Below are 22,447 nucleotides of genomic sequence, written 5' to 3' on the forward strand. Positions count from 1 at the left end.
GTTTATAAATTAGCTAACACGTTCTCAGCGCTGCTAACACTAAACTGTTTCGGTTGTTCGACAAAAAGTTTGCTTACGATACCATCTTTGATGACCATAGCATAACGCTGAGATCGGGTTCCGCCAAACGCGCCTGTGTCCATGGTCAGCCCAAGGGCCTTGTGGAAACTCGCGTCACCATCGGCAAGCATTAATAAATTTTCAGCATTTTGACTTTTGCCCCATGCATCCATGACAAAAGCGTCGTTTACGGCAACACAGGCAACTTGGTCAACACCTAGGGCTTTAAACTCGTCAAAATGGACGACAAACCCAGGTAAGTGAGCTTCTGAGCACGTTGGCGTAAACGCGCCAGGAACAGCAAATAATACCGTGGTTTTACCGGCGAACAGCTCATCGGTGTTATGGTTTACCATACTGCCATCGACCATCTGGCCCAAGTTACCAGCTGGTACTTTATCGTTGACTTGAATCATATCTTATTCCTCTGTTATCTGGCAGCTTCACACGCCCTAAATTGGTGATTGTACGTATCCACAGCAAAGTAGATTCATCAACGTACACTTTTTTGCTGCCACCGTACGTGCGATTATCCATTAACCGTATCATAGCTGTGTGGACTTTGCATGACTGTTCAGTTCATTTTTAAATAATTGCTGCAGCAGGGTGATGTCGTTAACGCGAACATAATTGGCCCGGGTAATAAACGCAATACTGCGATGTGGACCCGGCTCGCTTAAATGCAGTGCCGCCAGTTCAGACTGTGGATAGATTAATTGCGACAATGCCATTTCTGGCACGAGTGTGGTACCGAGTTTTCCCGCCACCATTTGAATAAGGGTATACAAACTGGCCGAATCGAACTCATCATCACTGTGATAGCCTTGCAAATGGCAAGCCGCTAACGCGTGATCTTTTAAGCAGTGTCCATCTTTTAACAGCATCAGTTTTTCAAACTTTAATTCGGCACTTGATATGTGCTGTTTTGCCGTAGACACATTATCGCAGTGTGTGATCCAATAAAAGTCTTCTTGCCAAAACTGAAAGGTCAACAAGCCCGATGTCTCATACGGCAAGGCTAAAATAGCACTGTCAAGTTCGCCGTTGCGCACCATATCAACCAACACATGAGACTGTTCTTCAACAATTTTTAATTTAAACTCAGGATACTGCTCACGCAGCGCTGGCAATACCTTAGGTAACAAGTACGGCCCAATTGTCGGGATAACGCCAATTGCCATAGGTGCAGACAAGGGCGATTTATTGACCGCTGTTAACTGCTCTAATTCATCTATTTGAACCTGAATTTGACGCGCTTTGGTTAAAAACTCACGGCCAAAGGCGGTCACCAACACTTGCTTGTTGTTGCGCTCAAACAGTTGCACACCCAAATGTTTCTCTAACTCACTAATGGCTGTACTCAGCGCTGATTGTGATACGTGACACGCCAGTGCGGCGTTTTTAAAGTGCCGAGTTTTATCTACCGCTAAGGCGTATTGAATTTGTTTTAACGTCACCATGGTTTAACTCTTCTCGTTGTTATTGACCTATTGGTCGACAACCGCTTAGTAATTCAATTTTTATGAACATAATTATAGATTGATTCAATTATACTTATCAAACTAACTTCTCTATTATTTCCTCATCAACGCAACACACGATACTTTTTTTAATAAACCAAGAGGAAAAATAACATGGCACAGATTGGTAAGCACATTCCAGAATTTAAAGCACAAGCGTTCCACAATGGCGACTTTGTAGAGGTGACCTCAGAAAGTACCAAAGGCAAATGGAGCATCTTTTTATTCTACCCTGCTGATTTTACGTTTGTTTGCCCAACAGAATTAGAAGATATGGCTAACCACTACCAGGAGCTTCAAGAGCTTGGTGTAGAAGTATACGCAGTATCAACTGACACGCACTTTTCACATAAAGCGTGGCATGACTCGTCTGAGGCTATCGGCAAAATTAAATTCCCGATGGTGGGTGATCAAACAGGTCAAATTACGCGTGGCTTTGATGTGATGATTGAAGAAGATCACATGGCACACCGCGGTACATTTTTGGTCGACCCAGATGGCATCATTCAAGTAGCGCAAATCCACGCTGGTGGCATTGGCCGCAGCGCAAAAGACATGGTTCGCAATGTTAAAGCCGCACAATACGTACGTGAAAACGACGGTGAAGTTTGCCCTGCCGCATGGGAAAAAGGTCAAGCGACCCTAACGCCAAGCCTAGATTTAGTCGGCAAAATCTAACCGAACCGTCAGCTCCAAACTGACTTCACACTTATGCAAACTGCGTTTGGCGGGCCTAAGACTCCGTTTTCTAGCCCGCCTTTTTTGTCTCGTTAGTTGGGTGAACAACCGCTTTTAAAAAGGATGAACACATGTTATCGCAAGAAATCTTAACAACTCTAAAAAGCTACACCGCCGATATGGCAAAACCGGTAACCTTAGTTTTACAAACAGGCGAGCACGCAAAACGCGATGAGCTTGTTCAGTTTCTCAATCAACTGTGCTCAGTCTCAGATAATTTGCACCTCAAACAAGCAGACATAAGCTTGCGTAGCCCCCTATCTTTCGTTGTAGAAGTAGACGGAGCGCTCAATGGCATTATTTTCTCAGGCATCCCTGGAGGCCATGAATTTAACTCGCTGGTATTGGCCATTTTACAATCGTCGGGCAGCGCAATTAAGTTAGATAACAACATCAAAAGCATGCTCGAAAAGATTGATGACGAGTTACATTTTGAGGTGTTTGTGTCACTCAGCTGTCACAACTGCCCAGACGTCGTTCAAGCGCTAAATCAGTTCGCGCTGGTCAATGAAAAGATCAATAGCGAAATGATCGACGGTGGCGAGTTTCAAGACATTATTGCCGAGCGAAATATTCAAGGTGTGCCGAGTGTCTATTTGAATGGCGAATTGTTTGCCAACGGTAAAATCGACACTGCCCAACTCATTGATAAATTGGTTCAACGCTACAGTTACATAGCGCAACAACAGTCTACCGAGCAACTGCCACTGCAAGACGTGACGGTTATAGGTTCAGGCCCTGCGGGTGTTGCCGCGGCGATTTACGCGGCGCGCAAGGGTCTCAATGTCACTGTTGTTGGCGATCGATTTGGCGGACAAGTTAAAGATACAGTCGATATTGAAAACCTAATTTCGGTATCGAAAACAACCGGTAATCAGCTTGCAGCAAATTTACAAGCGCACCTTAACGATTATCAAATTACGTTAAAAGAGCACGTTCGTGTCGATAAAATTGAAACGCCTGTTGATGCTGCAAGCAAAGACAAAACCTTGTATTTGTCGTCAGGCGAGGTGATCAATTCAAAAACGGTGATTATTGCCACAGGCGCCAAGTGGCGGCAACTCGGTGTACCGGGTGAACAAGAAAACATCGGTTCAGGTGTGGCGTATTGCCCACACTGTGACGGGCCATTCTTTAAAGGCAAAAATGTTGCGGTTGTCGGCGGTGGTAATTCGGGTATCGAAGCCGCACTAGATTTAGCCGGCATGGTCAATCACGTTACTGTCCTTGAGTTCATGGAGGACTTTAAGGCCGACCAAGTTTTGCTTGATAAAGCGCAACAACACCCGAAAATTAACTTAATAAGCAATGCCAAAACTGAGCAAATTACCGCTGCAGGTGGCAAGGTCAATGCAATTGAGTATACCGATCGCGTGAGTAACGAAACCCGACGCGTTGACGTTGCCGGGGTATTTGTCCAAATCGGTTTGGTGCCAAACAGTGACTTTTTACAAAATGCGGTAGAGTGCACACCATACGGTGAAGTGATTATTGACGAAAAATGCCAAACATCAACCCCAGGTATTTATGCGGCGGGTGATGTATCAACCGTACCGTATAAGCAAATTGTGATAGCTATGGGAGAGGGTTCAAAAGCGGCTTTATCGGCATTCGAATATATTATTAAAGAATATTAATCATCGCTATCAACACCAAACGGCTCCGTGGCTTCAAGGTGTTTGAGTTTCGTCAAACACCTTGTTTATACCATCACAGCTGTTGCCACAAACACCGTTATGGAATTGCGCTAGCTTTTCGGTAAGCCTTGCACAACATAAATATCAAAGCGATTTTTTTTCATTTTAATAGATGTAGACGGCTTTCTACCGGCAAGTGGCTCGGCGTAATTGGGGCGTTTTACCACCACGCGGTATTTTGCGATCGCCAACGCTTTATCCAATAACTGATCGGCATCGGGATCGCTGCCAACCAAGCCTTGAAAAACACGCATCTCTTTTTTCACCGCAGCCGACTTTTCTCGGTGTGGATACATGGGGTCCAGATAAACCACATCAATATCGGCCAACGCCTGCTCACTGGCCATTGCATCAATACTCGATGCGTGAATAAGCTGCATCCTCTCGCTAATCCAGGCGCCAAGTTCTTCATCCTGTTGCGCTCGTCTCAAACCATCATCTAACAGTGCCGCGACCGGTTGTTGCCGCTCAATCATCGTCAGTCGACAGCCCAAGTTAGCTAAGACAAAAGCATCTCGACCAAGACCTGCCGTAGCATCAAGCACATGTGGGTTAAAGCCGTGTTTTAAACCCACCGCTTTGGCGATGTCTTGACCTCGTCCTCCGCCAAACTTGCGTCGATGGCCAGCAGCTCCGCCAACAAAATCAACGTGAATACCACCCAGTTTCGGCTCGTCCGTTTTGTGTAAGGCAACGTGGTCGTCGCTAACCAGCAAGTAATACGGGCTCTTTACTTTACTAATGTCTCTGAGCTCACCCGCATAAGGTAACTGCCAGCGCTCGCTGACACCTTCGGCTTTCATGACATTGGCTAGGTTATCAGCAAACACCAAACAATGGGCGTGACCGAACGCGGATTTCGTCGTGTTGTCACTAGACGCTTTGGCCATTGGTGTTCTCCTTAGGCTGGCACATAGTTATCGCCACAACTCAGAGCAATGAGGCGACTGATGGTTTGCATACTATAGCCACTTTGTTGCTGCCATTCATTAAAACATGCTTGAATTTTAGTTAAGCTGGTTTTTGACGACAAGCCACCACTAATTAAATCGCGTGAACGAAAATAGGCTTCAACATCACGACTTAGTAAAAAAGTATCCTTGCCGAGTGCGCGCAATGCATAAGGGCCAGTATTCCCGCCTAACCGTTGACCGTGCTTTTTCAGATACGCCCAAAGGCCAATAATATCGGTTTCTGGCCAGTTGGCGATAAACTCGGCAAAGCTTCCCTGTTCAACATCGACATCGTAAATCATTTGCGCATTGGCCTTAATGGTCTGCACCTTTTTGAAATTGCGAATGATTTTTGGGTTTGCCGCTTTTTGCTCAAGCATCTCGTCCGGCATCATTAATATCTTTTCAATAGAGAATTGAAAGAATTGCTCTTCAAAGTCGGGCCACTTTTGCTCAACCACACGCCAGACAAAGCCAGATTGAAACACTTTCTTGGTGAATTCAGACAAAAATCGATCGCTGCCTAAGACTGATAATTCACGCTTATTTTGAGCCAAACTGGCATTACCCTGAATCAGCATCTGTAAGTTTGTTTCGCTGCCTTTGCGCTCTAGGGCGCGTTGGTAAATACTCGCAATTTTTTCCATATCAATTACTAGGGCCTGTTGATCTTTGCAGTATATTTTTGCACAGTTTTGGTGAGCATTATCACTAGGCAGCGCTTACGATGTGTGGTTATTCCACAAGAGGAACTAATAACGCTGTAACAATGCTCACTTAACGCTGTGCAATGGATTCATTTAAAAAAATCGGTGTGTCAGAAACCCAACACACCGTTTATTGTGGTTAATATTACCCACCGAGTCGACATTAACCACCAAGTTAGGCGTTAATCCCTGAATGGCGCAACAGTGCATCAACCTGAGGTTCGCGACCGCGAAACGCCTTAAACAACGCCATCGGCTCTTCGCTACCCCCTTTTTCTAAAATACACTGTAAGAAGTCTTTACCTGTATCACGGTTGAAAATCCCCTCTTCTTCAAAGCGCGAGTAAGCATCTGCCGATAACACCTCTGCCCACTTATACGAGTAATAGCCCGCCGCGTAACCGCCAGCAAAAATATGACCGAAGCTGTGTTGAAAGCGATTAAACTCAGGGGCGTTAACCACTGCGTATTTTTGACGAACTAAATTTAGCGTATCTTGAATGCGATCGCCTTGTTTCGGGTCGTAATCTGCGTGAATGGTAAAATCAAATAAACTAAACTCCAATTGACGCAGCATTTGCATTGCCGATTGAAAGTTTTTGGCTGCCAGCATTTTATCGAGCATCTCCTGCGGTAAAGGTTCGCCCGTTTGGTAATGACCAGATAAAAACGCTAGCGCTTCAGGCTCCCAACACCAATTTTCTAAAAACTGACTCGGTAATTCTACCGCATCCCATGGAACGCCATTAATACCAGCAACGCCGGCGGCATTCACTTGGGTTAACATATGGTGTAAACCGTGACCAAATTCGTGAAACAACGTAACGACTTCATCATGGGTAAACAGCGCCGGTTTATCACCCACTGGCTTGGTAAAATTACACGTTAAGAATGCAACCGGTAACTGCACAGTACCATCGTCTAACTGACGACGGCCAATACAGTCGGCCATCCACGCACCACCGCGCTTTTTATCCCGCGCGTACAAGTCGAAATAGAAACTACCGCGCAGGTTGTTATCGCTGTCATAGACGTGATAAAAGCTAACATCTTGATGCCAGGTATCAACACCTTGTTGAGCTTTTATCGTAATCCCGTACAAGCGCTCAACCACTTCAAACAAACCAGCTATCACTTTGTGTTCTGGAAAATACGGACGCAAGTCTTCATCTGAAATAGCGTATCGAGCCTGCTTTAATTTTTCTGAGTAATAGGCCAAGTCCCAAGGTTGTAAGGTTTGTTTGTTAAACTCTTGCGCCGCAAATTCGGTTAGTTCAGCTAAATCTTGTTCACCCTGTGGCTTAGACTTTTGCGCCAGATCTTGTAAAAATGCAAATACCTGTTGAGTGTTCTCGGCCATTTTGGTTGCCAGCGACTCTTCAGCATAATTGTCAAAGCCCAGTAACTGTGCCATTTCATGACGCAGCGCCAGCGTTTCACTCATGATGTCACTGTTGTCAAACTCGCCGGCATTTGGTCCCAATTCTGATGCGCGGGTAACGTAAGCGGTATACATTTTTTCACGTAACGCCTCGTTGTCACTGTACATCATCACCGGCAAATAGCTCGGGATATCAAGGGTAAATAACCAGCCCTGCTTGTTTTGGCTCTCGGCTGCCTGTTGCGCACCATCAATAGCGCTCTGAGGTAACCCGCTTAGCTCGGCTTCGTCTTCAATTAGTACGGTAAATGCACCTGTTGCATCGAGAAGATTATTACTAAACTTAGAAGATAACTCACTCAGTCGAGTTTGAATTTCACCGTAACGCTGCTTTTTGTCGTCAGCCAAAGCAATACCTGAAAGTTTAAAATCGCGTAACGCGTGCTTAACCACTTGTTTTTGTTCGGTGGCTAACGTTTTGTACTCATCGCTTCGGGAGAATTGTAGATAAGCATCGTATAAACCTTGGTGTTGACCAACCCAGGTGCTGTACTCAGAAAGTATTGGCAAACACGCATCGTATGCTTGGCGGAGTTCGTCGCTATTTACCACCGAGTTTAAATGCGAAATCGGAGACCAGACTTTTTCTAACACGTCGTCAACTTTGTCTAAATATGCCACCAAGTTTTGCCAGGTGTAGCCCTGCTTACGAGCGACAACGGCTTCAATAGCTTGTTTCGCATCAGCGATTGCACGCTCTACTGCGGGTTGAATGTGCTCTGGTTTGATTTGTGAAAACAACGGCAAAGCACCGTCTTGTTGTGCTTGCTCTAATAATGGGTTGCTCATTACTTTACTTGCCTACATTTTACTTATATTTACTCTAGAAATATGACCGAAAACACTAAGATTCAAGGTTAACCCTTGATAAAAACCAACGTTCGAATCCTGAGCGCGCAATCAAGCGACAAAATAGCGATTTACATCAACCTTAATTCAAGTGGTTGGATGCTCTAATTTGTTGCTGTCTATACGCCGAAAATTTACCTACATTACACTTCATTATGGCTAACCGCGCAGTATATTTAATATTTTAAGCAATAGCACCATCGCTATCACGTCGCTAAAACACCGCTATCGCGTTCAATCACTATGTCTGTAAGACTGAGCGCGACTGTCGTTAATTACTTGAAAAATACCTGATTGACCTCCATCATCTGTACACAAAAGCCATTGGAGTAAATCATGACTAAACATTTCGACTATATCGCCTTAGGCGCAGGATCAGGCGGTATTGCCTCGATAAACAGAGCAGCCATGTACGGCAAAAAATGTGCCCTTATTGAAGCCAAAGCGCTTGGTGGGACCTGTGTTAATGTAGGTTGTGTGCCTAAAAAAGTGATGTGGCACGCGGGGCAAATTGCCGACGCAGTACACTTATCAGCTGACTACGGTTTTGATTTAACCGCTGGCGCGTTTAACTGGCAAAGACTAGTGGACAGTCGCGAAGCTTATATTGAACGTATTCACGGCTCATACAACAATGTCTTAGCTAAAAACAAGGTTGAGGTGATTCATGGCTTCGGTAAATTTGTTGGTAAAAACGCCATTGAAGTGAACGGTGAAGTATATACTGCTGATCACATTTTGATAGCGACAGGCGGGCGCCCTAGCATTCCCAATATACCGGGAGCCGAGCACGGTATCACGTCCGATGGCTTTTTTGCGTTAACCGAACAGCCAAAACGAGTTGCCGTTGTCGGCGCTGGTTATATTGCGGTAGAGATCGCTGGCGTCTTACACGCTTTAGGCAGTGATACTACGTTGCTCGTGAGAAAGCACAAGCCGCTGCGCGATTTTGACGACATGCTATCTGATACCTTAGTTGAAATCATGGCGCAAGATGGGTTAAACCTGAAAACCCACAGCGTACCTAAAGCAGTTACTAAAAACGCCGATGACACATTAACGCTCGAATTAGAAAACGGCGAATCACTAACCGTCGACAGCATCATTTGGGCAATTGGCCGTGAACCAGCGACCGATAACATCAATCTGCAAGCTGCTGGCTTAACGACCAATCAGCAAGGCTTTATTGAAACTGACAAATATCAAAACACCGCCGTTAGCGGTCTTTATGCGGTAGGCGATAATACCGGTCGCGCTCAATTGACGCCTGTTGCCGTTGCCGCCGGTCGCCGTTTATCAGAGCGACTATTTAACAACAAGCCAACCGAGCACTTAGATTACTCACAAATACCAACAGTAGTCTTTTCACATCCGACTATCGGTACGTTAGGTTTAACCGAACAACAAGCAAAAGCGCAATATGGTGAAGACGATATCAAAGTTTACACCTCGCAATTTACTTCTATGTATACCGCCGTTACGCAATATCGCCAGCCATGTCGAATGAAACTGGTTTGCCAGGGTGACAACGAGAAAATTGTCGGTATGCACTGTATTGGTTTCGGTAGCGATGAAATGCTGCAAGGGTTTGCCGTTGCCGTAAAAATGGGCGCAACCAAAGCCGACTTTGACAACACCATAGCAATTCACCCTACCGCCGCAGAAGAGTTTGTTACCATGCGCTAATGAAACGCTGTACCTAGGAAACGAATCCTTTGATCAAACAATATCAAGCAAGGTGCTAACTGGCTTTCATCCTGGCTAAATTAGGGGTGAAAGTCAGATCTTTAAATCGTCAAGTGGTCGTTAGTGATAATTTAAAGGTAAACTCTCTTTTTTACGTTGTTTAAGCTTGCCGATAAGTAACCGCTTACATACAGCAAGAAAGGCAACATTTGGTTAACGTTTTCGGTATGACGAGTGCAACACCTAACTCGTTCAAAAAACAACCAAAAAAAATCAATAAAAAGTATTTGTTTTTGAAAATGTTTCTGCTAGTATCATTATCCCTTCTGATTGTATTGGTTGTTTTTCAACCTAGCTAAAGAAGGGTTACAGGGAAGATTATCCACACCTATTGTTAACATAATAATAATAATAACGTGTCACCGACAAATCCCCTATCCCAGATAAAATAAGAGCTGTAACAGTTAGACACTTGACATTTTTAAAATGTGCCAGGTGGCGGGCTATTTTGTTACACAGACTTATCCACAGACGCTTTAAACTTATCCCAACTGTTTTAACTCTGGTTTGAGTCGCCTATCTGTGGCATCCTTATCGGCAATATAACAGTCCAACAAACGATAGTTTTATGAGCCAATCATCACCGTATATTCTAGTTGACGGATCATCGTATTTGTTCCGTGCTTATCACGTTCCTTATTTACAAGCCCTCAGTACAAAGGACGGTCATCCGACCGGCGCCATCACCGGGGTGTTAAATATGATTCGCGCATTAGAAAAAGAATACCCCACAGGCAAAATTGTGGTGGTTTTCGACGCCAAAGGCAAAACATTTCGCAACGATATGTACGCAGAGTACAAAGCAAATCGCCCGCCGATGCCCGATGATTTACGCTGCCAGATAGAGCCATTACACAACATCATTCGCGCTATGGGCTTGCCGTTATTAGTTGTCGAAGGTGTCGAAGCTGACGATGTCATTGGCACACTAGCACTACAAGCGAGTGAACAAGGATTAGAAACCATTATTTCCACTGGCGATAAAGACATGGCACAACTGGTCACTGATCACGTGCGCTTAATTAACACGATGACCAATACGGTCACCGATGTTGACGGTGTGGTTGAAAAATTTGGCGTCCGTCCAGATCAAATTATCGACTATTTAGCGTTAGTTGGTGACAAAGTTGACAATATTCCCGGGGTTAATAAATGCGGTCCGAAAACGGCAGTAAAATGGCTTACTGAATATCAATCACTAGACGGCGTTATGGCCAATGCCGATAAGGTCAAAGGTAAAATAGGTGAAAACCTGCGTGACGCACTTGAGTATTTACCGCTGTCTTTTCAGCTCGCGACGATTAAAACGGATGTTGAACTAGAGCAGAATTTAGCTGATATCCAAGCTAGTACGGCAGATACCGATACGCTACGAGAATTGTATACTCAGTTTGAACTTAAACGCTTACTCGCCGATCTGGATAAAGGCGCAAATATATCAGTAAGCCAAACTGACGATCTAATCGATGACACCGCAACTGACGACGCTCAGATTGCGCCAGTTGAAGTTGACTATGAAATTATCTATAGCGAAAAGCAATTAGAACACTGGTTAGAAAAGCTGGCTGCCAGTTCACTATTTGCTTTTGATACCGAAACGACATCGGTTGATTACATGCAAGCCAAACTCGTTGGCATGAGCTTTGCCGTAGAGCCGGGAAAAGCCGCATATCTGCCATTTGCACACGATTATGACGGAGCACCGGAGCAACTAGACCAAGACATGGTGTTAGCTCGCATAAAACCCCTATTGGAAAATCCACAACAGCTAAAAGTGGGACAAAACCTAAAATATGATGCCAATGTGCTAACCCGTCATGGTATCAGCCTGCAAGGCATCGCTTATGACACCATGCTCGAATCATATTGTTTCAACAGCGTTGCTACCCGTCACAACATGGATGCTTTGGCGGAAAAATATCTAGATTATAAAACGGTGCATTTTGAAGATATCGCCGGAAAAGGTGCTAAGCAATTAACGTTTAATCAAATAGATGTCGAAAAAGCCGGTCATTACGCTGCCGAAGATGCCGATATCACTCTGCGCTTGCACCAAGTGCTATGGTCAAAACTCGAAAAAAGCCAACAATTGAAGCAGGTATTCGAAGATATTGAAATGCCACTAATGCCTGTACTTGCTCGCATGGAGCAAATAGGTGTTCACATCGATAGTGATCTGCTGTCACAACAGTCTGCCGACATCGCAGGGCGTCTTGATCAGATCGAAATGAAAGCGCACGAAATTGCCGGAAAAAGCTTTAATCTTAACTCGCCTAAGCAGTTACAGACTATCTTGTTTGACGAACTAAATATCCCAGTTGTTAAAAAAACTCCCAAAGGTGCTCCGTCGACCGCTGAAGAAGTATTGCAAGAATTGGCATTGGATTACCCGTTGCCCAAGTTGATATTAGAGCACCGCGGGTTGGCAAAACTGAAGTCGACTTACACCGATAAATTACCACTGATGGTGAACTCAGAAACCAATCGAGTACACACGTCGTATCACCAAGCGGTCACGGCAACAGGTCGCTTGTCGTCGACAGACCCTAACTTGCAGAATATTCCAATTCGCTCTGATGAAGGTAAAAAAATACGCCAAGCGTTTGTCGCTCCCAAAGGCAGTAAAATTGTTGCCATTGATTACTCTCAAATCGAACTTCGCATTATGGCACACTTGTCTAACGATGAAGGCCTGCTAAAAGCGTTTGCCGAAGGTAAGGATATTCACCAAGCAACAGCGGCAGAAATATTTGCTCTGCCACTTGATGAAGTGACTGCCGACCACCGACGCAGTGCAAAAGCAATAAACTTTGGCTTAATTTATGGCATGTCTGCGTTTGGTTTAGCCAAACAATTGCACATAGGACGCAACCAAGCACAACAATATATGGATAAGTATTTTGAGCGTTATCCTGGCGTGCGCGAGTACATGGAAAATACGCGTATCAACGCCAGCGAAAACGGTTATGTTGAAACCTTATTTGGGCGTCGCTTGTACTTACCCGAAATAAAATCGAAAAATGGTGCTCGACGCGCTGGTGCAGAGCGCGCTGCTATCAATGCACCAATGCAAGGGACGTCAGCCGACATCATCAAAAAAGCAATGATCGCGATTGATACTTGGTTACAACAAAAAGGTGATGATCGAATTAAAATGACCATGCAAGTTCACGATGAATTAATTTTTGAAATCGATGAAGATATTGTTGATAGCGTTGTGCCACAATTGGTGGAGATAATGGATAACGTGGTTCAATTAAACGTACCTCTGATCTCTGAGGCGGGTATTGGCGATAACTGGCAACAAGCCCACTAAATGTAATAAAACTACAAAAAGCAGGGAAATTTAGCGAAAACAAGACAATTACGTACAAAAAACAAGCAAGCAAACAGCTAAATGTAAAAAAATTAGAATAAACACTTTACAAAGTAGAGTGAAGACTCTAAACTACAATCATTCCTAAGGGAATTCTTGTTGTAATAACTTTTGTTTTCTAGCTTCCCCATAAGCTTCCAACCGACGGCACTTTGTGACGTCGGTTTTTTTTATGTCTAAAATAACCCGTAAATAAAAAAGGCGCCGAGGCGCCTTGTGAAAGCAATACTAATAGCTAGGCTAATTAAAGCTCGGCTGCTTGCTCTGCTTCGTCGTCGGCATCGTCGGCATCGTCGGCATCGTCGGCAAACGCATTAAACCAATCGCTAATAACGCCCGTCGCTTGCTCTAAGCCGACCTTAGTTAACGAAGAAAAACCGATCACCTTAATATTGCTGTGTAAATCCTTACACTGCTTTTTGACCTTTAATACTTCTGCGCTGCGCTTACCTGATTTTAATTTATCAGCCTTAGTCAGTAAGGCTAACACCGGCAAGTTACAGTCATCGGCCCATTGAATTAAATCAACATCCAAATCTTTCAAAGGGTGACGGATATCCATCAATACCACCAAACCCTTTAAGCTTTCTCGCTTTTCTAGATATTCGGCTAGCGACTTTTGCCATTTCTTTTTCATTTCCAACGGTACTTTGGCAAAGCCGTAACCTGGCAAGTCGATTAGGCGACGGTTATCGCGAATATCAAACACGTTAATAAGCTGGGTTCGACCAGGGGTTTTACTGGTTCGGGCTAGGGACTTTTGGTTGGTCAGCGTATTCAAAGCGCTTGATTTGCCGGCATTAGAGCGTCCCGCAAATGCAACTTCTACCCCAGTATCATCCGGCAGTTTACGAATATCGGGCGCACTTAAGATAAACTGTGCGACATGAAGGTTTACGTCTGTGGTTGTCAAAATGATCTACCTAAAAAAAATAACTGCTTCAATTATATATTGTTTTAAACATCGCTTCTTATTGTTTTTTGTAATCTTTACTTAAACAGCACTTGGTTAAGTTTTTTTTCCTAATTTTTCTTAATAACCATTACACCTGCGTGGTAATTGTGTAAAATAACGTAAATAACTATCTCTAATTGACTTAATTAATCGTGCTATTAAAGAGAAAAACCATATTCGTTACGGTTTTTCTTGAGTAATAACAGGCAGAATCACTATGAAAAAACTTGTTCTTTCAGCAATCTTAGGTTGCGGATTACTGGGTAACGCATTTGCTGCAGGTGATGCAGATGCAGGCAAAACTAAAGCAGCTACGTGTGCCGCATGTCACGGTGCTAATGGTATCGGTATTGCCGATAACTACCCTAACCTTGCTGGTCAACATGCTGACTATATTGTTAAGCAATTAAAAGCATTTAAAGATGGTTCTCGTAAAGATCCAGTAATGTCGCCAATGGCAATGCCATTATCTGAACAAGACATGCTTGATGTGGCAGCCTACTTTAGTGCCCTGTCTGGTTCTGGCGATGCGCCGGCTGATGCCAGTACTGGTGCTGCTGCGCCAGCGGCTCCTGCGGCTGTACAAGTGGTAGCCGATCCAGTAGCAGGTAAAGGTCTATACCAAAACGGTGACGTAACTCGTGGTATTACCGCTTGTGTTGACTGTCACGGTAAACAAGGTAACTCAGATGTGTTGATTAACCCGAACTTGTCAAACCAACACCCTGAGTACATTGAAAAGCAACTTAAAGCATTCCACAGTGGTGAGCGCAAAGACGCATCAATGAATGCGGTAGCGATGAATCTAACAGAACAAGACATCATCGACCTTGGAGCTTACTTTGAGTCGCCAGAAGCTGTTGCCGATGCCGTGGCTAAAAAGCCTTCAGCTGAAAAATTAACGTTTGTTGGCGATGTTGAAGCAGGCAAAGCCAAATCGATGGTTTGTGCTGCGTGTCATGGTGCTGATGGTAACCAGCCATTGCCAAATCACCCGAAACTTGCTGGTCAACACGAACAATACCTTGCAAAGCAGTTACATGATTTCAAATCAGGTGCTCGTGATAACGCTATTATGGCAGGTCAAGTAGCCGCTTTAACTGACGAAGACATGCAAAATCTTGCCGCGTACTTCGCTAGCCAAAAATTAACAGCTACAGCTGCTGAAGAAAACGCTTTGGGTAAAAAATTATATCAAGGTGGTGATGCTGCACGAGGCATTACAGCATGTATCGCTTGTCACGGAACCGATGGTAAAGGTGCTGGCCTAGCTGGTTTCCCTAAAGTTGGTAGCCAAACAGCCGATTACCTCAAACTGCAATTAGAGCAGTTCCGCAGTGGTAAGCGCAACAACGACATGAATGGCATGATGAGTAACATTGCAGTGAAACTTACCGATGAAGACATCGCTGCTCTAGCGCAATACATGGCGTCACTGAAGTAACGCTTCTAGTTAATAAAAAAACAGCGCACTAGGCGCTGTTTTTTTATACCTAAAATTTATCTGCCGGATTCCACGTCGCTCAAAATCTCGCAAAGTACCCCATTATTGGTAGTAAGGTTAACTTTAGGCTGAGATTCATATTAGGTGTTTTCAATTAAAAATGTAGCGCTGGGGTCAACATACACGCGATCGCCCATCCCTTGACGGCCGAGTAACATCATATACGTCATTTCTTCGCGATTGCTCAATGTCAGCTCTATAGGCCATTCTTCAATGCCCAGCCGCAATCGGGTAATGATCACGCAACGTTGTTCGCTTACACCGTTTGACGATTTGATACGTCGCGAATCGTGAAGTGGTGCCGAGCACTTTACCGTTTTATCGAGATTATAAATATCAGGATGTAGATCAAAATTAACTTGAGGCTTACCAAATTTGGTTACCACGTTAATGTTATCAACGTGAAGCGACGATGTTTTTGCACCTGTATCGATGCGCACCGGTAAATCTGAAATCCCCAAATCGGGCAAGCTACAAAGCTCAATATTACCAATAAGTAATCTATTCATTTTCTTTGTTAATGTCATGAGATGTGCATCACCAACAACACAGTCGTTACCGGTAAGACACCGATGTGCACCGTGAGATATTTACAGCAAAATTGTACTAGCAGTAAGTATATCAGCAGAGCAGAATTACGCCTGTTATATCAGCAAAATAATGGTGATAAAACAAGATCAAAAACCGAGTTAAATATGCGGTTATCAAAACCAGAAAACAAATGGAATATAAGCGGGAGTTTAGATTAAAACTAGATGGGGTGGCTGATGGGACTTGAACCCACGACAACCGGAATCACAATCCGGGGCTCTACCAACTGAGCTACAGCCACCACTAGGAAGACACTGCCCTAAGCAGTGCGCGGATTGTATCTTGTTCGCCTTCTTTAACGCAAGTACTTTTGCATAATAACGGTTATTTTTTTAAGAAAAACAGGCGCAAAAAAAAACATTTACTTTTTTTTGTCATTTATTTAACTATTGAATTACAATAAGGTTAGGATTTTATTGAACTTTTAGAGATGAATAAAGCTCGTCAGGGAAACTGACAATTCGCCAGCACTTGGTACGGCTAGGCAGCAATGGATATGCAGCAGGAATCATAAATGAATAATTATAAAGAATTCTTTTACGCGATAGTCATATTTTTTTCAATTAGCTTTGGCGCCTCAGGCGTAGCTAAGGCATCGTCGACTGATATTATAATTGATGGCAGTGAACGCGGACAATTTATATCAGTCCCCGGAAACTACTTTCTCGACCCAACCTCACTATTAAATGCTAATCAAGCTTGGTTGCAACGGCTCTCGTTTTCACAAAGTGGTAAAACGAACGGATGGATAGCTCCGCAAAGTGGTTCTGTTTGGAGTTACTATTCACTGGTTAACAATACCGATTCTGAAATCACTGTTTATCTCGAATACCCAGTACAACAATCCATAACACTGTCATTGTATGAAAAACTCGGCACAGAGAATCAATTTGTGCGCAAGACCGTTACTCCTTACGACAGTTCACACCGTGAAATCCCCTTACCGCGTATGGCGTTACCTATTAGCCTCCAGGCTAACGAGAGAAAACACGTACTACTTGAATCATACAGCGATGTATCAACGGCCCGCTTCACCAGCTTTAGAATCTGGACAAGCGCCGCTTTGGTCAAAGCAACGGTTAATGAACACGTGACGTTCGCATCTGTAATGACCTTTATCATCCTGTCGGCCATCGCAGCGTTTATCTGCTTCAAGTTTCTAAAAGAAGCCTTTTTCAAGTGGTACATTATTTTAGCTTTAGCCAGTATTCCGGTTATCGGCTTGCAATCGGGTGTACTCAATATCTATATACCAGGTTTAGATTATCACCCTCTTGGCACCATTGCGGTGGCGCTTATGGTCGCCAGTTGTGTCCAATTTATTCGTATATACGCAAATGCGTCGTACCACTCGTTGCACCTCGACCGCGTCTATAAGACGACGATTATCGTCTCCCTCAGCTGTGTTCCCGTTGCTATTGTTGGCTTTCACGAGTTGGCAATGCAATTACAGCAACTGACTTTATTTGCCTTTGCCATTGCTATCTTTGCTGCTATCTACAGTGCGTATAAAGGTGAGAAGCAAATGAGCATTATGATATTAACCATGATACTCTGCCTGGAAGTGATCGTTTGCAATAGTGCGTTAATTTGGGGCTGGCTGCCCGCAAGTTACGAATTTATGTTTTTCCCAACTGTCGGTACCGTGGCCCCGCTAACTTGTATAATGATTGCGATGAGCCGCAAAGCGATCGTTCATATGAAAGAAGGCTCTACCGAAAACACTTTTGAAAAAGTTTACGCCTTTGAAAAACAGGTGAAACAACAAAACCTGATATTGAAAAAAGCTAAAGAGCAAGCCGAGTTCGAAGCGCGTACTGATATGCTAACTCAGTTGCCAAATCGACGCGCTTTTATGGCTTTGGCAAAAATGTCGGTTGCGCAAGCCAAACGCGATAGCAAGCCGCTTTCCTTTATTGCCTTTGACATCGACAACTTTAAGCAAATAAACGATAACTATGGTCATCCTGCTGGTGATAAAACACTGCAGGAGGTCGGTGCTATCATTCGCAGCGTGATTCGCGACAGTGACTTTTGCGGACGCGTCGGAGGCGAAGAGTTTATGATCGGTTGCCACAACAGCTCTATTGATAACGCCTATAAATTAGCTGAACGTATTCGTCGTGAAATTGAAAGCTGTGTTATTAATTATGAAGGTCTTGAATTCTCGACTACAGTGAGTATCGGTTTATCGCAATTAGACGAAAATGATGATTTAGACAGTGTCGTCAAGAAGTCTGATGAGGCGATGTATCGATCCAAAACTACAGGTAAGAACAAAGCCACGTATTATGCTGCTTAACGCTGCGTAAAGCACAATCAATACCGTTTGTCAGTTATCGTTATTATGTCTATAGAATCTTTACAAAAACAATTATCCGCAAATCAACAAAAGCTACCACCCGTCGAGCAGTGGGATCCACCGTATTGTGGCGAGATGGATATGCGCATTGATCGCGAGGGTCAATGGCATTATCAAGGTAGCCCTATTAGCCGTCAACGCTTAGTAAAGCTATTTGCCAGCGTATTGGTAAAGGAAGCTGATGACTATTTTCTCGTCACCCCGGTTGAAAAAGTAAAAATAAGTGTCGACGCTCTACCATTTGTTGTAACTCAGTGGCAGTGGGTTGATGAGGTCGAACGCGGTTCGATGTTACTGACCACGAACCTCGGTGATGAAATATTACTGGATAAATCTCATCCAATAAAGCGCAGTAATGACGGCTCATTACGGGTAAATATTCGCCGCAATTTAGAAGCCTCTATTCATCGCAATGTATACTACCAATGGATAGAAATAGCAGATAAGGTTGAAGGTGATCAACAACTACAACTGTATATTCACAGTGAAGACATTGATCACTTAATTGGAGTGGTCGACCTGGACTAAATAACTTTCGAAAAGCGCTGTTGATGTAGCTTCGTTTTCAAATAGGCGTCAAACGACATGCAAACATTGCGAATGAGTAGACGCGCTTTCGGAGCAACTTGTATCGAGTGTTCGTTTACCGTGACTAACCCATCGTTGACAAACACCTGTAATGAATCTAATTCATCGGCAAAATAGCTATCAAAGGTTATTCCAAACCGATCTGCAACAACTTGTTTGTCGACGCTGAAATTACACATCAATTGCTTAATTACAAATGAGCGAATAGCGTCATCAGCGGTTGTGGTAATCCCCTTTTCTAATGCATGACCACATTGCTCAATGGCTTGGTAATACGCCTGTAAGGTTTTGACATTTTGGCTGAAACTGTTGCCCATTGCGCTGATCGCTGATACCCCGAAAGCCAATAAGTCACAATCACCTAACGTGGTATAGCCCTGGAAATTTCGATGTAAGCTACCATTGCGCTGTGCTATCGCTAAATCGTCTTCTGGTTTAGCAAAGTGATCCATGCCAATAAACTCATAGCCAATTGCAACCAAAGACTCTATCGCATACTGCATCAATGCCAGCTTTTCAGTGGAATTTGGTAACCATTGATCTTTAATTTTTCGCTGCGCAGCAAAACGACTGGGTAAATGCGCATAACTAAATAAGGAGATGCGATCGGGATCTATGCGCTTAACTGCAGCAATAGTGTCTGCAAAAGACTGCGGAGTTTGATGTGGCAGACCGTAAATTAGATCAATATTTACCGAAGCAAAGCCGATGCGTTTTGCTCTTCGCGCCAATTCGACAATAAAGTCGGTGCTTTGTAGGCGATTTATCGCTGCCTGCACTTTAACATCAACATCTTGTACACCGATACTGAGACGGTTAAATCCGACCTCAAATAAGTGATCAATTAAGTCGAGCGATATCTCTCTTGGGTCAACTTCGATTCCCATTTCAATCTGCTCAGAAAAGCTAAATGAGGCTTTTAATTTATCGACTAAGCGACTGATTTGCGCCTTGTTTAAAAAGGTAGGTGTACCTCCCCCCCAATGCATTTGCTTTACTTGCTTGCCTTTAACTAACTTGGCTCGCGTGTCGATTTCTCGGCACAAGTAATCGATATATTGGTCCGCTTTATCCTGATGACGAGTTACGATTTTGTTGCAGCCACAGTAGTAACACAAACTATGGCAGAACGGGATATGGATATAAATTGACAACTCTTGGCTATCAGAAGTTTGAATTGCGTCAACCAACTCACTATCGCAAAAATTCTCATTAAATTCTAATGCTGTTGGGTACGAGGTGTAGCGAGGACCGCTCACGTCATACTTGGCTAACATTTGACGTGAAAACATATCATTTAATGCGTTGTGAATTTGATTAGATTGAGACACTTAGAAAAACCTACCGATAAAATTACCGGTAGTATAAAAAACATTGCACCCGCGTTTATTGATCGAGCGCAATGTTTTATCGAGAACACGCTTGGAGAGAATTGAGTTTGTAAAATTAATCAGCGCAATGAATGCATTTAGTGGCCGCAGGTTGCACTTTCAACCGAGCCTCAGCGATGTTTTCACCACATTCGCTACAAACACCATAGGTACCTGTTTCGATGCGATTTATGGCATTAGAAAGTTGTTGAATCTCTATTTTAGCCTCTGCTTCTAGCGCATTGAGTACTTCGTCATTTTCCCGTTCACCCGCCTGTTCAGACCAATCAGCGGCTCTACCTTCTGCAAAATCGCCGTGAATTGAATCAACACGCTCCTGTAAAGCAACAATTCGCTTTGTGAATTCTACTTTCAATTGCTCACTCATGAGACCACCTTTAGATTGTTATTGTCTAGTTGTGCTTTGCAATGTCTCAATCAATGTCTGTGAATAAGGTAACAATTTATCTACTTCGGCGAATACCGCATCCTCGTATTGCTCTTCGTAGCCCATCCGTTCCAGGTCGAGCTTAAGCCTTTCTTTCTTTGACAACTTTTTACGCTCGTCCAAAATAGGCATATGACTGATATTGCTATATAAAGTAAATATAGCAGGAAAATTCGCTTTCATCTTGACCTTGTGATCAGGTAGCGAGTCCATCAACACCGACAAACGCCAACTGCCTTCAGATACTTCACACTGCTTAGCCGACATCGCTCGACAAATATGACTAATTGACTGCAAAGCCTTGATATCACGCTGTGCGAGCTTTTGCCGTTTCTCAGCTAATAGCGCTTCATTTTTTTTCTTTTGATGGCGGAGTTTAAATAGCAAAAAACTCGCATAAACAGCCAATGCAAAAATAATGATGCCACCGACCACCAATAGCGCAATCGTAGATACTGTCATTTTTACTACTCTTTGAATTCAGAAAAGTCAGTATCATCTAAGCGATCGAGAATATCGTCATCATCGCTTTCGCTAATCTCTGTATCGAATTCCTCATCTTCAATACCAAGCAATTCGCATAATTCTTGATAACGCTGCTGTGCTGCCTCTAGCGTTTCAATATCTTGATCAGAGACTTGTTCTCCCGCATCGAGTTTTGCCGAAATAAGCATTAATTGCTCGTTCTCTTCAAGCTGTTGTAACTCTTGCTCATAAATAGCAGTCATGTCGCTAACGTTCGCTACTGGTTCAATTACAGTGACAGCCGCTAATGGTATCTCTTTCTTCTCAATAGGCTTATCGCGATTAGTACTTGCATTACTGTCGATACCAAGCGGTATCGCCTTCTTGCTACCGTGACGAGCGTCTTTACTACCCGTGCTAACTTGCTGCTTTTTTGTGTTCTTTTCAACTTGTTGTCGCGAACCAGCTTTATTACCAGCGATTTTGCGCTTACGAGGTTCTTTTTCCACTTTCTCTGGGCGCTGTAAATTCAGCTTCTTCATTAAAGCGCCTTCTTTGCGAGATTTTTTCGATCTAGCCATAATTCGTTACATTCATTAAAGGAAATATGGTTATATTTTACGTTAAATATGCTAAGAAGGATAATAAAGCTTTGTTACTAAATTGCTAAGTGCGAATAGGTTGGGCTTAGATAGCGAGAAAACGTTAAGTTTTAACTTGATATGAAACGAATAAATTAAGGTGTAGGTTTAAGTCACAATATCACTACCGCTTTGAAGAGAAAAGGCAAAAGCGAAGCCCCCTTCGCTTTCGACAATTACATCTGTCTAATGGCGCATCCGGTTTCTGCCTTTACTTCAATGTATGCCTTCCTAGGCTTTAGCGCATCCGTGATATTTATTATCTGTCATCCTGACAACTTTTTGACTATCCTTAATTGATCTTCCGTAATAAAGACTCATCCTGAGTCTGCGGCAATCCATTGGTATCCATACATAAATGATTTCTGACTTGTTACATCCTGTAACTAAGTGTAATTCTACGCCACACTGGCTTGGAAACAACTAGCGACGATCA

General features: G+C 43.6%; 18 protein-coding genes, 1 tRNA gene and 1 pseudogene. 8 read left to right on the forward strand and 12 right to left on the reverse strand.

Annotation, left to right across the window (positions count from 1 at the left end; genetic code table 11):
• Window positions 1-2: 2 nt before the first annotated feature.
• Both ACAY30_RS14460 and ACAY30_RS14465 read right to left on the reverse strand, forming a co-directional pair.
• Window positions 3-476 carry a peroxiredoxin gene (locus tag ACAY30_RS14460; protein ID WP_290251800.1) on the reverse strand — a complete coding sequence of 158 codons (474 nt, stop codon included), beginning with the start codon at window positions 474-476 and terminating at the stop codon, window positions 3-5.
• Between the two features lie 129 nt (window positions 477-605).
• Window positions 606-1,520, reverse strand: a complete 915-nt coding sequence (locus ACAY30_RS14465; RefSeq protein WP_290251799.1) for a hydrogen peroxide-inducible genes activator — start codon at window positions 1,518-1,520, stop codon at window positions 606-608.
• Window positions 1,521-1,694: 174 nt separating this feature from the next.
• Here ACAY30_RS14465 and ahpC point away from each other — a divergent pair, with 174 nt between their 5' ends.
• Complete coding sequence (gene ahpC, locus ACAY30_RS14470) at window positions 1,695-2,258, forward strand: alkyl hydroperoxide reductase subunit C (RefSeq protein ID WP_290251798.1); 564 nt, start codon at window positions 1,695-1,697, stop codon at window positions 2,256-2,258.
• 131 nt (window positions 2,259-2,389) lie between these two features.
• Entirely contained in the window at window positions 2,390-3,955 is a 1,566-nt protein-coding gene (gene ahpF / locus ACAY30_RS14475) for an alkyl hydroperoxide reductase subunit F (protein ID WP_290251797.1), read from the forward strand.
• A gap of 110 nt (window positions 3,956-4,065) precedes the next feature.
• On the opposite strand, the gene ACAY30_RS14480 is transcribed toward ahpF, so the two are convergent.
• The 3 genes from ACAY30_RS14480 to prlC form a co-directional block, all read right to left on the reverse strand.
• Window positions 4,066-4,818, reverse strand: coding sequence for a class I SAM-dependent methyltransferase (locus ACAY30_RS14480; protein ID WP_290251861.1), 753 nt, complete (start codon window positions 4,816-4,818; stop codon window positions 4,066-4,068).
• Between the two features lie 98 nt (window positions 4,819-4,916).
• On the reverse strand, window positions 4,917-5,615 hold the full coding sequence (locus ACAY30_RS14485) for a DNA-3-methyladenine glycosylase I (RefSeq protein ID WP_290251796.1): 699 nt from the start codon (window positions 5,613-5,615) through the stop codon (window positions 4,917-4,919).
• 235 nt (window positions 5,616-5,850) lie between these two features.
• Window positions 5,851-7,905, reverse strand: a complete 2,055-nt coding sequence (gene prlC / locus ACAY30_RS14490) for an oligopeptidase A (RefSeq protein WP_290251795.1) — start codon at window positions 7,903-7,905, stop codon at window positions 5,851-5,853.
• A gap of 396 nt (window positions 7,906-8,301) precedes the next feature.
• Here prlC and gorA point away from each other — a divergent pair, with 396 nt between their 5' ends.
• Together gorA and polA are read left to right on the forward strand one after the other, a co-directional pair.
• The gene (gene gorA, locus ACAY30_RS14495) at window positions 8,302-9,651 is read left to right on the forward strand and encodes a glutathione-disulfide reductase (RefSeq protein WP_290251794.1); all 1,350 of its coding nucleotides are present in this window, start codon (window positions 8,302-8,304) and stop codon (window positions 9,649-9,651) included.
• Between the two features lie 628 nt (window positions 9,652-10,279).
• Window positions 10,280-13,027 carry a DNA polymerase I gene (gene polA / locus ACAY30_RS14500; protein WP_290251793.1) on the forward strand — a complete coding sequence of 916 codons (2,748 nt, stop codon included), beginning with the start codon at window positions 10,280-10,282 and terminating at the stop codon, window positions 13,025-13,027.
• Between the two features lie 304 nt (window positions 13,028-13,331).
• Here polA and yihA read toward each other — a convergent pair whose 3' ends face one another.
• On the reverse strand, window positions 13,332-14,000 hold the full coding sequence (gene yihA / locus ACAY30_RS14505) for a ribosome biogenesis GTP-binding protein YihA/YsxC (protein WP_290251792.1): 669 nt from the start codon (window positions 13,998-14,000) through the stop codon (window positions 13,332-13,334).
• A 259-nt stretch (window positions 14,001-14,259) separates the two neighbouring features.
• Here yihA and ACAY30_RS14510 point away from each other — a divergent pair.
• Both ACAY30_RS14510 and ACAY30_RS14515 read left to right on the forward strand, forming a co-directional pair.
• Window positions 14,260-14,883, forward strand: a pseudogene (locus ACAY30_RS14510) (cytochrome c); the annotation flags it as partial.
• Window positions 14,884-14,913: 30 nt separating this feature from the next.
• Entirely contained in the window at window positions 14,914-15,486 is a 573-nt protein-coding gene (locus ACAY30_RS14515; RefSeq protein ID WP_371190288.1) for a cytochrome c, read from the forward strand.
• Window positions 15,487-15,626: 140 nt separating this feature from the next.
• On the opposite strand, the gene ACAY30_RS14520 is transcribed toward ACAY30_RS14515, so the two are convergent.
• Both ACAY30_RS14520 and ACAY30_RS14525 read right to left on the reverse strand, forming a co-directional pair.
• The gene (locus ACAY30_RS14520) at window positions 15,627-16,055 is read right to left on the reverse strand and encodes a RimK/LysX family protein (RefSeq protein WP_290251790.1); all 429 of its coding nucleotides are present in this window, start codon (window positions 16,053-16,055) and stop codon (window positions 15,627-15,629) included.
• A gap of 247 nt (window positions 16,056-16,302) precedes the next feature.
• A tRNA-His gene (locus tag ACAY30_RS14525) sits at window positions 16,303-16,378 on the reverse strand.
• Window positions 16,379-16,651: 273 nt separating this feature from the next.
• Here ACAY30_RS14525 and ACAY30_RS14530 point away from each other — a divergent pair.
• Both ACAY30_RS14530 and ACAY30_RS14535 read left to right on the forward strand, forming a co-directional pair.
• A complete protein-coding gene (locus tag ACAY30_RS14530) occupies window positions 16,652-18,439 on the forward strand; it encodes a diguanylate cyclase (RefSeq protein ID WP_290251789.1) in 1,788 nt (595 codons plus the stop codon).
• 45 nt (window positions 18,440-18,484) lie between these two features.
• Window positions 18,485-19,027 (forward strand): DUF1285 domain-containing protein, encoded by a 543-nt coding sequence (locus ACAY30_RS14535; RefSeq protein ID WP_290251788.1) that lies wholly within the window; start codon window positions 18,485-18,487, stop codon window positions 19,025-19,027.
• Here ACAY30_RS14535 and hemN read toward each other — a convergent pair.
• The 4 genes from hemN to yihI all read right to left on the reverse strand — a co-directional run bounded on the left by hemN (window position 19,024) and on the right by yihI (window position 21,951).
• Window positions 19,024-20,364, reverse strand: coding sequence for an oxygen-independent coproporphyrinogen III oxidase (gene hemN / locus ACAY30_RS14540; protein WP_290251860.1), 1,341 nt, complete (start codon window positions 20,362-20,364; stop codon window positions 19,024-19,026). The genes ACAY30_RS14535 and hemN overlap by 4 nt on opposite strands.
• 169 nt (window positions 20,365-20,533) lie before the next feature.
• A complete protein-coding gene (locus ACAY30_RS14545; RefSeq protein WP_290251787.1) occupies window positions 20,534-20,845 on the reverse strand; it encodes a TraR/DksA family transcriptional regulator in 312 nt (103 codons plus the stop codon).
• Between the two features lie 18 nt (window positions 20,846-20,863).
• Window positions 20,864-21,367, reverse strand: a complete 504-nt coding sequence (locus ACAY30_RS14550; RefSeq protein ID WP_290251786.1) for a DUF2489 domain-containing protein — start codon at window positions 21,365-21,367, stop codon at window positions 20,864-20,866.
• A gap of 5 nt (window positions 21,368-21,372) precedes the next feature.
• Window positions 21,373-21,951 (reverse strand): Der GTPase-activating protein YihI, encoded by a 579-nt coding sequence (gene yihI, locus ACAY30_RS14555; RefSeq protein WP_290251785.1) that lies wholly within the window; start codon window positions 21,949-21,951, stop codon window positions 21,373-21,375.
• Between the last annotated feature and the right edge of the window lie 496 nt (window positions 21,952-22,447).

The organism is Thalassotalea ponticola, assembly GCF_041379045.1.
Taxonomy (GTDB): Bacteria; Pseudomonadota; Gammaproteobacteria; order Enterobacterales; family Alteromonadaceae; genus Thalassotalea_A; species Thalassotalea_A ponticola.

What these genes read in the sequence shown, in the direction of transcription:
- ACAY30_RS14460 (WP_290251800.1), bottom strand. Translation starts at nt 476, where the DNA reads ATGATTCAAGTCAACGATAAAGTACCAGCTGGTAACTTGGGCCAGATG.
- ACAY30_RS14465 (WP_290251799.1), bottom strand. Translation starts at nt 1,520, where the DNA reads ATGGTGACGTTAAAACAAATTCAATACGCCTTAGCGGTAGATAAAACT.
- ahpC (WP_290251798.1), top strand. Translation starts at nt 1,695, where the DNA reads ATGGCACAGATTGGTAAGCACATTCCAGAATTTAAAGCACAAGCGTTC.
- ahpF (WP_290251797.1), top strand. Translation starts at nt 2,390, where the DNA reads ATGTTATCGCAAGAAATCTTAACAACTCTAAAAAGCTACACCGCCGAT.
- ACAY30_RS14480 (WP_290251861.1), bottom strand. Translation starts at nt 4,818, where the DNA reads ATGAAAGCCGAAGGTGTCAGCGAGCGCTGGCAGTTACCTTATGCGGGT.
- ACAY30_RS14485 (WP_290251796.1), bottom strand. Translation starts at nt 5,615, where the DNA reads ATGGAAAAAATTGCGAGTATTTACCAACGCGCCCTAGAGCGCAAAGGC.
- prlC (WP_290251795.1), bottom strand. Translation starts at nt 7,905, where the DNA reads ATGAGCAACCCATTATTAGAGCAAGCACAACAAGACGGTGCTTTGCCG.
- gorA (WP_290251794.1), top strand. Translation starts at nt 8,302, where the DNA reads ATGACTAAACATTTCGACTATATCGCCTTAGGCGCAGGATCAGGCGGT.
- polA (WP_290251793.1), top strand. Translation starts at nt 10,280, where the DNA reads ATGAGCCAATCATCACCGTATATTCTAGTTGACGGATCATCGTATTTG.
- ACAY30_RS14520 (WP_290251790.1), bottom strand. Translation starts at nt 16,055, where the DNA reads ATGAATAGATTACTTATTGGTAATATTGAGCTTTGTAGCTTGCCCGAT.
- ACAY30_RS14530 (WP_290251789.1), top strand. Translation starts at nt 16,652, where the DNA reads ATGAATAATTATAAAGAATTCTTTTACGCGATAGTCATATTTTTTTCA.
- ACAY30_RS14535 (WP_290251788.1), top strand. Translation starts at nt 18,485, where the DNA reads ATGTCTATAGAATCTTTACAAAAACAATTATCCGCAAATCAACAAAAG.
- hemN (WP_290251860.1), bottom strand. Translation starts at nt 20,364, where the DNA reads ATGTTAGCCAAGTATGACGTGAGCGGTCCTCGCTACACCTCGTACCCA.
- ACAY30_RS14545 (WP_290251787.1), bottom strand. Translation starts at nt 20,845, where the DNA reads ATGAGTGAGCAATTGAAAGTAGAATTCACAAAGCGAATTGTTGCTTTA.
- ACAY30_RS14550 (WP_290251786.1), bottom strand. Translation starts at nt 21,367, where the DNA reads ATGACAGTATCTACGATTGCGCTATTGGTGGTCGGTGGCATCATTATT.
- yihI (WP_290251785.1), bottom strand. Translation starts at nt 21,951, where the DNA reads ATGGCTAGATCGAAAAAATCTCGCAAAGAAGGCGCTTTAATGAAGAAG.